The 16,663-nt window shown below is 57.9% G+C and carries 9 protein-coding genes and 2 pseudogenes; 3 read left to right on the plus strand and 8 right to left on the minus strand.

From position 1 onward, the window contains the following. Nucleotides 1–346 precede the first annotated feature (346 nt). A complete protein-coding gene (locus tag J1G34_RS26275) occupies nt 347–2,794 on the minus strand; it encodes a UvrD-helicase domain-containing protein (protein ID WP_222994838.1) in 2,448 nt (815 codons plus the stop codon). Between the two features lie 217 nt (nt 2,795–3,011). Here J1G34_RS26275 and J1G34_RS26280 point away from each other — a divergent pair, with 217 nt between their 5' ends. Continuing rightward, complete coding sequence (locus J1G34_RS26280) at nt 3,012–3,707, plus strand: pirin family protein (RefSeq protein ID WP_065888109.1); 696 nt, start codon at nt 3,012–3,014, stop codon at nt 3,705–3,707. Between the two features lie 640 nt (nt 3,708–4,347). On the opposite strand, the gene pgm is transcribed toward J1G34_RS26280, so the two are convergent. The 4 genes from pgm to J1G34_RS26300 all read right to left on the minus strand — a co-directional run bounded on the left by pgm (nt 4,348) and on the right by J1G34_RS26300 (nt 10,684). Beyond that, the gene (gene pgm / locus J1G34_RS26285) at nt 4,348–5,991 is read right to left on the minus strand and encodes a phosphoglucomutase (alpha-D-glucose-1,6-bisphosphate-dependent) (RefSeq protein WP_065892779.1); all 1,644 of its coding nucleotides are present in this window, start codon (nt 5,989–5,991) and stop codon (nt 4,348–4,350) included. Between the two features lie 106 nt (nt 5,992–6,097). Next, on the minus strand, nt 6,098–7,501 hold the full coding sequence (locus J1G34_RS26290) for an aminotransferase-like domain-containing protein (protein WP_222994839.1): 1,404 nt from the start codon (nt 7,499–7,501) through the stop codon (nt 6,098–6,100). Nucleotides 7,502–7,535: 34 nt separating this feature from the next. Beyond that, complete coding sequence (locus J1G34_RS26295) at nt 7,536–8,960, minus strand: hypothetical protein (protein WP_083203253.1); 1,425 nt, start codon at nt 8,958–8,960, stop codon at nt 7,536–7,538. Between the two features lie 701 nt (nt 8,961–9,661). Continuing rightward, nucleotides 9,662–10,684 (minus strand): zinc-dependent alcohol dehydrogenase family protein, encoded by a 1,023-nt coding sequence (locus J1G34_RS26300; RefSeq protein ID WP_065888106.1) that lies wholly within the window; start codon nt 10,682–10,684, stop codon nt 9,662–9,664. Nucleotides 10,685–10,953: 269 nt separating this feature from the next. Between J1G34_RS26300 and J1G34_RS26305 the strand changes: the two genes are divergently transcribed. Together J1G34_RS26305 and J1G34_RS26310 are read left to right on the plus strand one after the other, a co-directional pair. Next, complete coding sequence (locus tag J1G34_RS26305; RefSeq protein WP_065892809.1) at nt 10,954–11,868, plus strand: LysR family transcriptional regulator; 915 nt, start codon at nt 10,954–10,956, stop codon at nt 11,866–11,868. A gap of 153 nt (nt 11,869–12,021) precedes the next feature. Further along, a complete protein-coding gene (locus J1G34_RS26310; RefSeq protein WP_222994840.1) occupies nt 12,022–13,290 on the plus strand; it encodes a tyrosine-type recombinase/integrase in 1,269 nt (422 codons plus the stop codon). 416 nt (nt 13,291–13,706) lie between these two features. On the opposite strand, the pseudogene J1G34_RS27770 reads toward J1G34_RS26310, so the two are convergent. From J1G34_RS27770 to J1G34_RS26320, 3 genes and pseudogenes are all read right to left on the minus strand, one after another. Beyond that, nucleotides 13,707–14,225, minus strand: a pseudogene (locus J1G34_RS27770) (methyl-accepting chemotaxis protein); the annotation flags it as partial. Nucleotides 14,226–14,564: 339 nt separating this feature from the next. Beyond that, nucleotides 14,565–15,815 (minus strand): annotated as a pseudogene (locus J1G34_RS27775) (cache domain-containing protein); the annotation flags it as partial. 148 nt (nt 15,816–15,963) lie between these two features. Then, the coding region (locus J1G34_RS26320) for an NAD(P)(+) transhydrogenase (Re/Si-specific) subunit beta (protein ID WP_222994842.1) at nt 15,964–16,663 on the minus strand (700 nt) is incomplete at its 5' end.

A 16,663-nucleotide genomic window follows, 5' to 3' on the forward strand; every position in this document is an offset into this window, starting at 1 on the left:
GAGTGGTGGGGCAAGAGCGTTTTGCTTACTTTTGCGCTTTTCAAAAGTGAGCCGCCGTCAGGGCGGAACCCTAAGTGGCCGTGACCGCAGAAACGGATATGTACTCGGTCCAATCCAACATCCCGGCCAGCCCAGAGGCCGCCATCGGGGGCAAGCCCCCTCCCACATTTGGACCTCGGAGCGTCAGGTAAATACGCGTTAGCTCCCTCGCCACAGGTGCGGTTTCGCACCAAAATTGTGTAGATACCTATGCCCCGATGAGGGAGTGTCAGTAAGCACATCTGTGACTGACCCACCGCAATCGGGGTGTAAGCCCCCTCCCACATTTAGATCGCATTGAGGCCGATTAACCGCGTTGATCGTCGAAATACGCCTTCCTGCCGTCCACCCGCTCCGATGCTCTTGGCACATTCACCGCCTGGCCTTCAGGCTTCTCCACATACCAATAACAGTGGCTGACCGCTCGCGTGATGCCGACGTAGGCCAGGCGCAGCACCTCGTCTTTTTGTGCGTTGTCATACGCCTCGCCGTCGCCATCCTTGCCCAGGCCCGCCATGCGATAGACCTGGTTCTTGTAGGGCGAGCTGGTGAGGTGCTGGCAGTCACCCAGTAGAAACACCACGTCCGCCTGCAAACCCTTGGCGCTGTGATAGGTCAGCTGTTTGAGCCTGCGCGCCTGAGGCGGCAAGCTAGAATCCAGATTAACCAAAGCCTGAATATGCTCTTGTATCAACAACTTATCGCTACTTTTTCGATACAACATCAAGATCTTATCGCCCCGCTGATAATGCTCGAGCAGCTGCTGCGCCAGTGCCGCGTCGTCGCGCTCGCGCACTGTCACGGGCACCAGCGGCTTGGGCTCGCCACTGGCCCTGGCCTTTTTACCGGGAATGGCCGGCGCGCTGCGCACGATGTGCTCGGCAGCATCGATGATGTGTTGATGGCTGCGGTAGTTCTCGGCGAGCATCACCCGCGTGGTAGTCGGCGATGCAAACTCCTTATTGAACTCCATGAAGTATTTGGGCGAACTGCCGCGCCAGCCGTAGATCGACTGCCAGTCATCCCCCACGCACAGCAGCGATGAACGCTGCGCCCCGCGCCCGACGTGCATGGCCGGGCCACGGCTGCGGATTTCGCGCAGGCTGGCACGGATCCACGAGACAATCTGCGGCGATACGTCCTGGAACTCGTCGATCATCAGGTGCGACATCGGCCGCAGCAGTGGGTCGCTGAGCAGCTTGAGGTTTTCCGGGGTATTTTCGCCAAACAACGAAAACATGCGGTTATACGTCATGATCGGCGGCGATTGATCGAGCAAGTGGTCTTCCAGGGCCTTCCAGAAAATGCCCAGGGCCTCGAAGAACAAGCGGTCCGGGTCGTCCTTGGCAAAGCTCATGCGGCCTACGGCGCCGGGCACATCCAACCCAAGGTTCTCGATAAAGCCGGCGGCCATCACAAAGCAGTCCAACAGCGGCGCGGAAGCAAGCTCACCCTTGACCTTGTAATCGAACCCCGGCCCGGCCGTGGCGTCGCCCGCCAGACTGCCTAATAACCTAGTTGAAGACTCATAGTTATCCAGCCATATCAAAGGCTTGCGGCAGAAAGCTTGAAACAGGGTGCGCTTTACTGCCCACTCCGCGCGCACTGACAGCTTTGAATTGGGCCGGCTGATCTGGGGGCTTTCCCGCGAATCAAAGCCCAGCACCACCCACGCGTCCAGCTCGGGGATATAGCCATGGCAATGAAATGTCGCCCCATTGATGTCGAACGCCTGCCGGCTCGGCTCAATGCCCTTGATCGGCCAGGCGCCGGCGCGAAACCACAGATCCTCGATGACGTCGCAGAGTTCTTCATCGCGCCTGGCCGCCAGTTCCGTCACCGCCATGCGCTTTTGTACATCCGGGTGATCACGCTCCAACTCCTTGAGTTGCAGCCCATGGCGCGCCAGCGGCGCGATCAACTCACGAAAACGCGCGTGGCTGCCGTGCAAGCGGTGGTAGCAGGCGTTCATCTGTTGGCGCTGGGCGTCGTTGATGCGCAAGTCGAACGGGTTGCTGTCGGCGTCCTCCAAGCCGGCGCCGAGGTTCTCGAACGCCTGCAGTCGCTCAAAGCCCGGCAGGCAGCGCACCATCGGCAGGATGCGTGAGTGAAAGGTGCGCACCACCGCCTGGGCCTCTTTTTGGCCAAGGGGTTGGCCCCACAGGCTGAGAATCTGCATGAGCTTGTGGATGAAGTCCTTGCGCGACTCGCGGGTGAACGTCACCACGGTCATCGAACTCAGCTCGAAACCCAAGTAATGGGTGAGCAGCAGAATGCGCAGCACCAGGGAGGTCGACTTGCCGGCGCCGGCACCTGCAATCACTGAGGTCGAAGGCGTGTCGCTGAAGATCATTTTCCACTGCGCGGCGCTCGGCTGGGCGTGGGCCGGCAGCAAACGCGCCACGTCGGCCTTGATGCGCTTTTTAATGTCGGCGGTCAGGGGCAATCGCCAGTCATCGAACAGGTTGTCATCAATGCCCGGAGCACGGGGTTCATCGCTACGAAAATCGCGAATCAGCAGGACTTGCCGGCCCTCTTGCAAACCGTCCGCCTTGCCCTCTCGGTAGCCGTACTCCACACCGGCTTCGTGCCCGCTGCGAAAACCGTCGGCTTGACCATGCAACCAGGAGAAACGGTGTTGAGCGCGCAGCCGCGTGAGGCCGTGTCCGAACAGACGCGCGGCAAGCCGTTTCAGCAGCGGCATTTCCGCCAGCGGGCGCAATTCGGGGGGCAGATCAGGCTGTGGATGCGGCACGCGGACTCCTGGGATGAGCTGGGTTTCGACAGTGCACCATGGTCGCCGGAATTGACCCCGAGTTCCAGCCAAATGCTTTGCTGTCATGCAGTTAGGCGATGAAGTGAAAGTTATTGCCCTAATTTCCCATCGAATCAATAGATAGGATTAAGGCAGTTTTTACGCTTTTTATCGATCATGCGCTGTTGGATCATAGGGTCATTAACAGGAGACGATCATGCTTGAACTTCGACCCTTCAACACCCTCGGCGGCGCCCACCACGGCTGGCTCGACGCCCATCACCATTTCTCGTTTGCCGAATACCACGACCCCGAGCGCATGCACTGGGGCAACCTGCGGGTGTGGAACGACGACATCATCGCGCCGGGCACCGGCTTCCCGCAGCACGCGCACCGCGACATGGAGATCATCACCTACGTACGCGAAGGCGCCATCAGTCACGCGGATAACCTGGGCAACAAGGGCCGAACCGAAGCGGGCGACGTGCAAGTGATGAGCGCCGGCACCGGGATTGCCCACAGCGAGTACAACCTGGAAGCCACGCCGACCAGGATCTTCCAGATCTGGATCATCCCGAATGAAGCCGGGTTGCCACCCTCCTGGGGCGCCAAGCCGTTTCCGCGAGGTGTACGCGAAGGATTCGTGACCCTGGCCAGCGGCAAGGCCGGAGACACCGAAAGCCTGCGCATTCGCGCCGACGCACGCCTGGTGGCGGCGAATCTGAAGGCCGGAGAAACGGCCGAGTATCGGCTGGACAGCGGGCGCCGAGCCTACCTGGTACCGGCAACAGGCGTGATTGAAGTCAATGGCCTGCGTGCACAAGCTCGAGACGGCGTGGCGGTTGCCGATGAGCAGGTGCTGCGGGTGACGGCGGTTGAAGACAGTGAAGTTGTGCTGGTCGACCTGGCCTGAGCCAAAGTCTTGCTGGCATCTAACTGATGCCAGTCAGTCAAACGCACACCGCCGCTTGTAGGAGCGAGCTTGCTCGCGAAAAACGTCAACGATAACGCGTGCTTCCTGAATAAACGCGGCGCCTGTGAGTTTTTCGCGAGCAAGCTCGCTCCTACATAAAGCAGCCGCGCCCACCCGTAACCACGATGCGCAGCGAGTCGCTTTTGATCTTGATCTGCTTTTGATCTCAGGCGCCCCGTTAAACCACGCTGGCCGAACGCAGGCTTGAATCCGTGGGCAACCCGGCAGGACGCCGGGTTAGCCGCACTGGGCCATGGATGGCCCATTGCGGCGGCCCACGGATTCAAGCCTGCGTTCGGGCACACCGAGCCTAGGCGAGGTGCCGAGTGGTGGGGCAAGAGCGTTTTGCTTACTTTTGCGCTTTTCAAAAGTGAGCCGCTGTAAAAGCGGAACCATTAGCAGCCGTTACCGCAGAAACGGATATGTACTCGGTCCGATCCAACATCCTGGTCGGCCCAGAGGCCGCCATCGGGGGCAAGCCCCCTCCCACATTTGGACCGGGATCGACACAACACCCTGGCCAGCCCAGAGGCCATCGGGGGCAAGCCCCCCTGCCACATTTGGACCTCAGGGGTGTCAGTTACTCAGAGATCGCCCCGTCTACCAGCACCTGAGCCTCTTGCACCAACTGCTTGAGGTGATCCTCGCCGATAAAGCTCTCGGCGTAGATCTTGTAAATATCCTCGGTACCCGATGGACGCGCGGCGAACCAGCCGTTTTCGGTCATGACCTTCAAACCGCCGATAGCCTGGTCGTTGCCTGGCGCATGGCTGAGAACCTGCTGGATGCTCTCCCCGGCCAATTGCGTGGACGTAACCTGCTGCGGCGACAGTTTGCCCAGCAAGGCTTTTTGCGCCGGCGTCGCCTTGGCATCGACGCGGATAGCGAACGGCTCACCGAGTGCGTCAGTCAGGCCGCGATAGAGCTGGCTCGGGTCCTGGCCCTTGCGCGAGGTCATTTCCGCGGCGAGCAGCGCCGGGATCAGGCCGTCCTTGTCGGTACTCCAGACACTACCGTCCTTGCGCAGGAACGAAGCCCCGGCGCTTTCTTCGCCGCCAAACCCCAACGAGCCTTCAAACAAGCCATCGGCAAACCACTTGAAGCCCACCGGCACTTCGTACAAACGACGGCCCATACGCGCCGCAACACGATCGATCAGGCCGCTGCTGACCACGGTTTTACCCACCGCCGCATCGGCACGCCAGTCGGGGCGGTTCTGGAACAGGTAATCGATGGACACCGCCAGGTAGTTGTTCGGCGCCAATAGCCCGCCCGACGGGGTCACGATGCCGTGACGGTCGTGGTCAGGGTCGCAGGCGAACGCCACATCGAAGCGCTCCTTGAGGCCGATCAGCCCTTGCATGGCATAGCTGGAAGACGGGTCCATGCGGATCTGGCCGTCCCAGTCCACACTCATGAAGCGGAAGGTCGCGTCGACTTCGGTGTTCACCACGTCCAGGTTCAGACGGTAGTGTTCGGCAATCGCCGACCAGTAACGCACCCCTGCTCCACCCAGCGGATCGACGCCCAGGCGCAAGTCGGCGCTGCGGATGGCATCCATGTCGATCACATTGACCAGGTCGGCCACGTAGCTGTTGAGGTAATCATGGCGGTGGGTGGTATCAGCCTTGAGCGCCTGGGCGTGGGTGATGCGCTTGACCCCGGCGAGCTGGTTGGCCAGCAGTTCGTTGGCCTTGGCTTCGATCCACTTGGTGACATGGGTGTCGGCCGGGCCACCGTTAGGCGGGTTGTACTTGTAGCCGCCACTTTGCGGCGGGTTGTGGGACGGCGTGATCACGATACCGTCGGCCAGGCCACGGGTGCGGCCACGGTTGTAGCAGATGATGGCGTGGGAAATCGCCGGCGTCGGCGTGTATTCGTCGCCTTCGGCGAGCATGACATGCACGCCATTGGCGGCGAGCACTTCCAACGCACTGGCGCCGGCCGGCGTCGACAGGGCGTGGGTGTCCAGGCCGACAAACAGCGGGCCATCGATGCCCTGGGCCTCGCGGTACAGGCAGATAGCCTGACTGATCGCCAGCACATGCCATTCGTTGAAGCTCAGCTCGAACGAGCTGCCACGGTGCCCGGAAGTACCAAACGCCACGCGCTGGGTGGAGATCGCTGCATCAGGCTGGCCGGTGTAATAGGCCGTGACCAGTCGCGGGATATCCACCAGCAACTGGGCTGGTGCCGGCTTGCCCGCAAAAGGACTGATAGTCATGCATAAACCTCGGAAAATGAGTATTCGGAAAAATGACAGTTTACGGGGACTTGGACTACTGCGCGACGGTATCGATCCCACAACTCAAACAGAAATTTCATACCCATCAGACCTGTGCCTGCTGCAGCGCCGCAGCCAACGTATCCAGCACGATATCCAAGTTCGGATGACCGCTGAATGCATGACTCAGGCGCATATGCTGGTGATGCAGGCCGCTGAGGCTGAACAGCTCACCCGGGGCGATCACCACCTGTTGCGTCACCAGGCGCTGGAACACCTGATGCATGTCCACCGCCGTGGTCGACTGCAGCCAGAAGCTGGCACCGGCGCCAGGCATTCGGTAGCTCACCCGCCCCTCCAACCGCACGTCCAGACGATGACTCATGGCCTGCGCTTGTTCGCCAAGCCGTTGGCGCAGCGTCTGCAAGTGCTGGTCAAACCGCCCGCTTTCGTACAAGCGCGCAATGGCCCGCTGGCGGATCGACGACAAACGGAATGCGCGCAACAAAAACTGGCGCTGCAATTGGCTGCTCAGTTGCCGCGACAGTACAAAACCAAACGGTGCTTCCGGACCAAGGGTCTTTTCCAGTGACGAAAACACCATCAGTCGCTCGGGGTTGACCAGGTCTCGCAACGCCGTTGGGGACGGTGCGAAGCTCAGTTCGCCAAAGGTGTCATTCTCCAGCAGCCAGCAACCGTAGCGTTCCAGCAGGTGCGCTACCTGCAACCGCTCCTGTAGCGACAACACGCTGCCTGACGGCATGCTCGCCACCGACGACAGCAGCACCAGATGCACCGGCTCGTGGCGCAGCAGGTGTTCAAAGGTCGTCAAATCGAAGTGGCCATCGGCCTGCCACGGCAGTTCGATAACCCGCACGCCAGCGCCCTGCAACAGGCGCAAGACCCGATAATCGCAAGGTGACTCGACGACCACTACCGTGCCCTTGAGACCCAGGGCGTCGATCAGGATCTCCAGGACACCGCGCAAGTCGGCGCCGATATACACCTCATCCGCCTGCCAGCAACGCGTGGGCGACGAGGTATACCGGGCCGCCAGCGCCGCGCGCAGCTCCCAGACGCCAGAGGGTTGCAAGCGAGTTTGCAGGTGGTGGGGATAACGGCGGATCAACTGGCGCTCCAGCGTCAGCAATGCGCCATCGAGTGAGCCCAGCAGCGCCGGTTCATCGCCGCTGAGCACCACCATGGCCGGCCGCCGCGTTGCCGCATACAGGCGCTCAAGCAAGTCGGTACCGGTGGTCATTTGTGCGTTGGCGGCCACCGGCCAGGCAAAGTAGCCTGACTTGGCCACGGAGTAGATCCGCCCTTCTTTCTCCAATATCGAGTAAGCGTACTGAATCGTCGAGATCGACACCTTCAACCGGGTCGACAGTTGCCGCAGTGAAGGCAGCTTTACCGGTGTCTCAAGGCTGACTTCATTGATCAGGTTGATCATGTAGCGGTACACCGCCTGATAGGCAAAATCGGCTTGCCGCTCTCCTCGCAGCTTCATGAGCGTCCGCTCGGGCTTGCACGTACAGGCACGCTTAACGTCCCGACAACTGCGCAATCTGCGCCTGCACCCGCGCTCCGCGCCGTTTGCGTGCCTGGACGCCACGGCCCGCGTGCAGAGGCCGCTTGCGATACAAGTGCTGCAGGAGAGGCAATGGCAGGCCACTGGTGTCAATCAGCCATTGCTGCAACATGTCGGCAGCGGGCTTGCCCTGCAACGCCTTATGCAATTCAGGAAGCCCCACCAGCATGCCGGGGTGGCACTGACGCAGGTAACCCTCCAGGCGCTCGCCGTGATGAATGAACGGAGAGAACAACAGGCAAGTCAGTTGGCCCTCGTCCAGGCCAAAGAACCCGCTGGCGTAGGTCGTCGACAACACGCGTCCCTCGTGACTGCTCATCTCGTCGATCAGGCTCTGCGGGATTTGTCGACGGCCCATCGCCCCCCTGGCCTGGTGCACGAACGCTTCGACGCCCTCCTCGTACGACAACTCCCGCAGGCAGCGGGCCTGCAGCCCATGCAGATGCGCCATGAGCAGCGGGTTGGGATAGTCAGGATGACTGAAGTGAAAGTCGAACGGGTCCGGCTTGTGGGCCAGGAAGTCGGTCAGCAGCGGCGCCGAGGCAACATCGACCTCGTCGAGCAGATCGGCCACCCCGATATAGGCCAAATGGCGGTGCCCGCCACGGCCAGTGCCCTCGGTCTCCACGAACTGCTCGCCATAGAGGTCGCGGTAGCAACCGGTGCTCCACTCCTGCATGCGCGCAAACAGGATATTGAGCGAGGCGGGCCTGCGCGGCGGCACAGTGACGCCCGCGCCCAGTGCCGCGCGCTTGAGCCAGGCCAGGTATTGGCTCTGTTTGCGTGGCGCGTCGCCGCTGACCAGGGCGTGCACGCCGCCGTTCCACGTGCTGATGCGCTGGTAGAAATCCCCCATGGCCAGGTAAGTATCGTTGCACAGCGTTGCGCGGACATCCCCGGACGTCAGGTGCCCGATCATCAGCCTATTGCGCTGGCTGACCTCACGGCCAACGCTGGATGCCGGCCGCTGATGATGGAAAGGCTGCACATCCTGGTTTTCCACCATCAACAGCTCCACGCGAGGATCATCGTGGAAAAACAGCGCGCCGTAGCCCTCGTTCAGACTGTCGAGCGTCGCCTGTGTCATCCCGGCATGCCGCAACGTTGCGACCCGCAGGTGAAAAGTCTTGGGCGCACGGCCAGCGATGCTCAACTGCGCCGCTCGCAGCAGCGCCAGGGTATAACTGCTTACCTCGCCACCGCCGTGGGCGATCAACACTTTGTAGTTGGCCACTTGTTCCATGCCGCCTGCCGCCACCACTATGCGCTGGATCAACAATTGGAGTGCAGTCCTTTCGGCGCGCGTGAAGTGCCCCATCAAACGTTGCAGAACTTGCTGATAAACATAGTTCATGGCTTGTTCGTGAATTGCGCTCATCGTTCTACTACCTGAGTTGAAATATCAGTTTCAAAGCAACTTTTGATACCGCTGCTTGACCCATTACATCTGTAGGCTTGTCTTCCGCTGGAGGGCACAAAGATGATTAAACACTAGCACCTGGCAACAAAATCACCGGCGCAGGCACCTGAGCCGCGCACGACCGAACCTACGCGCAGACGCGAAAATCCAGGGCCCCGTGTGGTCACGTCGCACACCCTAGGAATATTCCGACAACTTCCTACAGCGCCCTAACTAACAAACTAGCGAAACTTCCGACAAATATTAAATCACCCATTTAATCCTGCTCCTGACAACAAGGTCGAATGTTCTGAGCGCATTTCTGCAGCCAGGGTATCGCTTGATTAGTTCGCTGACGCGAGACAGTAGTGTGCAATAGCTAATCATTGCTCAATCCTTGAGATGATGGTGAAGCCACAATTATCGGCGCTCAAATAATGATTAATAGATACAGAACAACGCAGGAAAGCAGCTCAGATGATCTGCAGCGCGAACTTCAGTAACGCCCACACGACAGCGCCGCGCTGGATTTCAGGGCGGCGTGAGGGCAAAAGGTATTGTTTACGGGGCGCAACGCCCTCGGAGCGGCTCAACCCTGGCGCGGGTTAAGCCCTGACAAATGGCGCATCTGCCGTATCCGCGCAGACGCTGGAGCATTCATTTGCGAATACTCCTACAGCTCAAACAGCTTCAACCTGCAACGCAACCCGTTCGCGGCACGGGCATTCGTCCATGTAGCGATGAGCTTCAACGAACTGGCTGAACGGAAACACGGTGGTTTTCAGCGGGACCAGTACCCGGTCGGCGGTCAGTTGGTTGATATCACGCAAGGCCCGCTGCAACGCCACGTGGTCCTGAATGATGCCCAGCTCCGGCTTACCGGTGAAGTTGCCGATGCAATGCACGAAGAACTGAATATTCTTCTGGAACGCCGCACAGGCGGGGAACGGCGTCTGGTTACCGCCCTGCAGACCGTACAACACCAGGCTGCCCCGTGGCGCCAACACATCACCAAGTAACGACATCTGTGGCCCGCCGAGGCCGTCGAACACCACATCGACACCACGATCGCCGGTGATTTTGTTGATTTGCATGAGCAGGTCCTGCTCTTCGGTGACGATCACTTTTTCTGCCCCAAGGGACAGCAGGTACTCGCGCTCGTCGCTGTCTTTGGTCGCCGCAATCACGCGTACACCCAGGGCTTTGCCCAGCTGCACAAACGAAGGCCCGGCGCAGTGGCTGGCATCGGTCACCAGGGCAAATTGCCCGGGTTTGACCCGTGCCAGGTCCATGTAGGCGAAATACGCAATCAACAGCGGCGTGTAATGCACGCTGGCTTCAATGGGGCTCAGGACATCCGGGTAACGGGTCAGGGCCGAACGCGGCAGGACAATCTGCTCGCCATACACCGGGTAATCGTTAGGGCTTTCGGCGGGGAAACTGGCGACCTTGTCGCCCACCGCCAAATCGTCCACGCCCTCACCCAGGGCGACCACCACACCGGCCATTTCATGACCCAGGCCAGACGGCAGACGTGCATGGGACGACGCCAGGTTCTGGCGCCACAGAATGTCGTACCAGCTGATACCAATCGCGTCGACACGCACCTGCACTTCGCCCGGTGCGGGCTGCGCGGCTGCATGCTCTTCGCATTTGAGCACCTCGGCCGGACCAAACTTGTGAAAACGAATCGTGCGGGACATCGCAAACCTCGTCAAAGTAACCTCTAATGCCATGAACTCTATCTGGGCTTTACGGGTAAGACCACAGGTCGCCATTAATAGTCGACATGCTTGTCATTGATTCCGCATGTGAGGAATAGACCTCAGCTAACGTAGGAAAACTCAATTATCCTGTGCAGAGTACCAGCCTTTCCCCGTAAGATTCATGCCGGTCATGCTTCAGAGTGGAACCTTGGAGGTTCTTGATATGGCCGCTCTCGTCAAGTTCGCTGACTCTTCCAGGACACAAGATGAACCGTAACGACCTGCGTCGTGTCGACCTTAACCTCTTGATCGTATTCGAAACCTTGATGCATGAGCGCAGTGTGACCCGCGCCGCCGAGAAACTGTTTCTCGGCCAGCCGGCCATCAGCGCGGCCTTGTCACGCCTGCGCGGGCTGTTTGACGACCCGCTGTTCGTACGCACCGGGCGCAGCATGGAGCCCACCGCCCGCGCCGTGGAAATCTTCGCCCTGCTCTCCCCGGCGCTGGACTCGATCTCCACCGCCGTCAGCCGCGCCGCCGAGTTCGACCCGGCCACCAGCACTGCGGTCTTCCGCATTGGCCTGTCCGACGACGTGGAATTCGCCCTGCTGCCACAACTGCTCAAACGCCTGCGCGCCGAAGCGCCCGGCATCGTGCTGGTGGTGCGTCGCGTCAACTACATCCTCATGCCCGGCTTGCTCGCTTCAGGCGAAATCTCCATCGGCGTCAGCTACACCGCCGACCTGCCGGCCAACGCCAAGCGCAAGGTCCTTCGCCGCAGCCTGCCGAAACTGCTGCGCGCCGACAGCGTGCCCGGCTCATTGAGCCTGGACGACTTCTGCGCAAGACCCCATGCCCTGGTGTCGTTCGCCGGTGACCTGAGCGGGTTTATCGATGAAGAACTGGAAAAACTCGGGCGCAAACGCCACGTAGTGCTGGCCGTTCCGCAATTCAACGGCCTGGGGACGCTACTGGCAGGCACCGATATCCTTGCCAACGTACCGGATTACGCCGCCGAGGCACTGACCTCGGCCGGCGGCCTGCGCGCCGAAGACCCGCCGCTGCCGGTGCGCTCGTTCGAACTGCACATGGCCTGGCGCGGGTCGCAGGATAATGATCCGGGGGAGCGGTGGTTGAGGTCGCGGATTCAGATGTTTTTTGGGGATCCGGATAGTCTGTAATGGAAGTCCATTAAACTCCATAAAACCGTTTTATAACAACAAGTTATTGGTTATTTAAGTCCATAGCCGTCTGTCTAAAACCAATGAATTCCACGACTCATGGGGGCATAATTGGGGGCAAATTTCGGTTCCTTAAAAAGGATGCCCCCACCGATGCCCCCAGATAATGCGGTTGTTTTCAAACGAAAACTCAGCGATGCCTTGATCCGCTCACTGACCGAACCTGGCAAACACGCCGATGGCGAAGTTCCTGGCCTCTACTTAGAGGTGAGGGCGTCGAGTAAGGTCGGCAAATCCCCTTCCAAGGTTTGGCGATTGAAGTATCGGCTGCATGGGAAGGAAAACCGCTTCTCCATCGGCGCTTACCCCGACATTAGCCTCAAGGAGGCGCGCGACATTGCCCGCGGCGCACGCCGCGACGTGGCTAACCACACCGCTCCGCTCAAGGCCAAGACCGCCAAGATCGAGGCACACCTGCTCAACGAGGTCCGTACCTTCGAATACGTAGCCAAGCAATGGTTAGCGTTCAAATCTGCCGAACTGGTGACCAAGTCCATCTCAGGATTTAACGGAGCGCTGAACAACCACATCTTGCCCATGATTGGTAACAAACCGGTCAGCGAGATCAAGCTGGAGCACATCACCACCATCATTACGGAGTTGCGCCGCCAGCGCACCATGGCCATGGCCCGGCGCGTGCGTACTATCATCCGTGCCGTCCTGGGCTTTGCCGAAGGTCGCGGCTGGGTGGAGCGCAACGTGGCGCTCAGCAACATTGAGGAGTTGAAGATTCGCCACATCGTGACCAGCAACCCGGCGATCGAAAGGCCATCCGACCTGGGCAGGTTTCTTCTACGCCTTGATGACTGCAACGACGGCAGCGTTGCCACCGCAATGCGCCTGCTGGTCATGTTGCCGGTCCGCCCAGGCGAACTGGTGCAGATGCGCTGGGAAGATGTCGACTTGGTGGGCGCCGATTGGCGTTATGTGGTGAGCAAGACCAAGCATCTGGACAAGAGCAAACACATCGTGCCGTTGCCTGAACAAGCCGTGGTTCTGTTACGCGAGCTACATAAAACCCGCGTGGTGGATGAAGAAGGCAAAGGCTGGGTGTTCGTCTCGCCGGTCTATCCGGGACGTCCCATAAACCCGACCTCCATGCTCAAGTCCTTTCAGCGTATTTGGCCGGAGTACAACATCACTGCTCACGGCTTTCGCGCGACCTACAGAACCATTGCACACGAGCACTTGGGAATCGATCCAATTGTGCTCGAACTATCGTTATCCCACAGAATGCCAGGTGCGCTAGGGGCTGTTTATGCGCGTGCGCAACTGCTAGCGCAACGCCGAGAAGCGGCTCAACGATGGGCTGACTATTTAGATCATCTACGGCAAAACGCTTGGCGAGTGACGACAGATTGACGATATACGAAAATCAGGAGAATGGAACAGGAAACGAGACTCGCATCTAACGCCCGCCCCATTGAAATCTAAAAATTTTCTTTTCTTGCCGAAGCAGGGAAGGACTTAATTATAAATTTTATTGAGGTACATCAGGAGCCAAGTACAATTGACTCAATACTACGCCATTTAATTCTACTTATCGCCAATCGACGAACTCTCCCTCATTGACGCTGTTTTCGCATCACCGCAGAGAGCTATGAATGAGAGTGCACGGGGATCCGTTGACTGAAAAAAAGGATCAGGATGCGTAAAGATATTCATGGGCTTCTTATTTACGTCATACCGACCTATGTTAGCTGAGCCTACGCTTGAAGCGGGCCAACCATTAACGAGTATTAATTAAAGGTCGGCATCCAGCCGTGACTAATAGCTAGTTAGACCCTGAATTGCGAGACTAACCTACACTGCTCAGCCGATAGAGCATTAAGGGTTGATCCTGACTCCAACGCTTTCTTCGCCGCTGTGGCGACTTGATCCGTAATTTGTCCCATTCCTGTTATTGTGAAGTTGATTTCTTCAGCCACCTGGCTTTGCTGTTCTGCAGCTGCAGCAATCTGATTATTCATCTCATTGATGATGTTTACGGACGCCGTGATACCCAGGAAGGTATGCGCGGCCATCTGCGCTTGCTGTAAACATGATTGAGTATGGGTATGACTTTCAAGCATTGATTGGGTCACCGACTGACTCCCCCCCTGCAAACGCTCGATGATTAATCTAACCTCCTCAGTCGCAAGCTGGGTTTTCTGCGCCAAGCTTCTAACTTCATCAGCCACAACAGCGAAGCCCCTACCATGATCTCCAGCTCGAGCGGCTTCAATAGCAGCATTAAGTGCAAGCAAATTGGTTTGTTCAGCGACGGCACGGATCGCAGTTACAACAGCTCCTATATCGTTGCTGTTTTCTTCGAGTACTTTCACCGTCTTGACAGAATCTTCCATGCGAATAGCGAGCGAATGAATAGCGGCGACGGCGTCCTCCATCGCAACTTTCCCATCACTTACCGCTTGTTCCGCACGCCCTGTTGCTCTTGCAGCATTCATGGCGTTTGCTGCGACCTCCTGCGAAGATGTGGTCATCTCGTTAATTGCGGTTGCAATCTGCTCAACGTCACTCTGCTGACTCTGCATCCCTTTATGGGTTTGTGCCGCCATAGCGGCGCCGTCGGACGTTGAGTCAGCAATCATTTTGGTTGAGTCTACGACCTTAATAATTAACATCTGTAACTGTTCTAAAAACACATTAAACTCTTGAGCAATAAGCCCTAACTCGTCCGCCCGCGAACTACTCATTCGCTGGGTTAAATCCCCTTCCCCTTTAGCGACATTCTTTATCATCGCCAGCATATTGTGAAGTGGACGAACGATTCCACGCGCCACGAATCCGACAATCAGAATTCCAAAGCCACTCACCAGCAAACCAACTAATCCCATTGAGCGCGCTTCGGAAATGTAGCGTTTTTCCAAGAGATTTTTCAGATCGCTAACGCTCTTGAAAACTACACTTTCTGGAAGTCGCACCAATAGTGTCCACTTCGTAGCTGTGTTGGCAACGGCAAAACGAATTGCCAGCTGAATCATGCCTCGTTGATCAAGACTATAACTTTCGTCTGAAGTGCTTAGCGTTGAAAATGAGCTAACCAATTCTTTCCCGAAGGCTTCGCTAGCAGATTTCCCTACTTGACTAGCATCCCCAGTGTACGCTACGAAACGGCCGTTGCCGGAAACCAGGGCCATGTCACCCACCCCTCCATACAACTCACGATTTGCTTTTTCGAGGATTTTTTGGACGAACTCCAAATCTAGCGATGCACCAGCAATACCTTTGAATTTATCCTTTACGAGAATCGGAGCGGTAAACGCAGTCAACTGTACTGATTTTCCGTTGATAGTATAAATTACAGGATCGGTTGCACAGGCAGAGCGACTTTCCTTTGGACACAAATAAAACTCGCCCTCTCTTACCCCCGTAGGTAGCAGAGCCTCACTTTCCATAGCATATAGCTTTGACAGAGTGTATTTGCCGCCTTCAGCGCGAAACCACAAGGGCAAGAAGCGCTCTTGCTCGGTCAAACCGCTATTAGCAGTTTTTTCAAAAATACCTTCTGGTTCCCAGGCTATGTAGGTAGTCACAAGTTGTGGATTTTGAACGAGCGCATCAAGGGCAAGATCACTGAGCAACTTCCCTTCGGCGTCACGATCACCATCAGGCTTGGATGCAGCCAAAACATTGGCTCTTGCAAGATTTTTTGCGACCGCAATTGGCTGATCCAACTGCCTCTGAATTTCGCTAACCTGATACTTTGAAAGGCCTACCAAGTGCTCTTTAACCTCCCCCCCCAAAACCTCTCGGGTTTTATCACCGATCCAGTTCTGGGTTTTCTCTCCAGAGATTAGCGCATATAGCACTAATACTGCCACTACGGAGAGAATGGCAGCCCCTGCGTAAAACATAATGCTCAACTGAAGAGATTTTATTTTCATTATTTCTCACTCTTGCTTGCGGTCTAAAGGCACTATTATTTATTCCATAACTACTAGAGCACATGACCTGAACATCAATTTTTTACTGACGTTGCAGATTTCTTCAGTGCGCAGGCGTTAGGGTGATGGCCATCCTTGACCATTAGTATCAATCGACTGCCTTAACCATATCTTCGATGACCTTCTTGGCATCACCGAAAACCATCATGGTCCTGTCGAGGTAGAACAGTTCGTTGTCCAGGCCTGCATAGCCGCTGGCCATCGAGCGCTTGTTGACGATGATGGTCTTGGCCTTGAACGCTTCAAGAATCGGCATGCCGGCAATCGGCGACTTCGGATCGTTCTTCGCGGCAGGGTTGACCACATCGTTCGCCCCGAGCACCAGCACCACGTCGGCCTGGCCGAACTCGGAGTTGATGTCTTCCATCTCGAACACCTGGTCGTAAGGCACTTCGGCCTCGGCGAGCAGAACGTTCATGTGCCCCGGCATACGGCCGGCAACCGGGTGGATCGCATACTTCACGGTCACGCCACGGTGGGTCAGCTTCTCGGTCAATTCCTTCAGCGCATGCTGTGCACGCGCTACTGCCAAGCCGTAACCCGGCACGATGATCACGGTGTCGGCGTTGGTCAGCAGGAAAGTCGCGTCGTCGGCCGAGCCGGACTTCACCGGGCGCGCTTCTTTCGACCCTGCCGCCGCACCGGCATCCGGCGCATTGCCGAAGCCGCCGAGCAGTACATTGAAGAAGGAGCGGTTCATGGCCTTGCACATGATGTACGACAGGATCGCGCCGCTGGAGCCCACCAGGGAGCCGGCGATGATCAGCATCGAGTTGTTCAGCGAGAAG

The organism is Pseudomonas sp. Wu6 (assembly GCF_019891515.1).
Lineage (GTDB): Bacteria > Pseudomonadota > Gammaproteobacteria > Pseudomonadales > Pseudomonadaceae > Aquipseudomonas > Aquipseudomonas orientalis_A.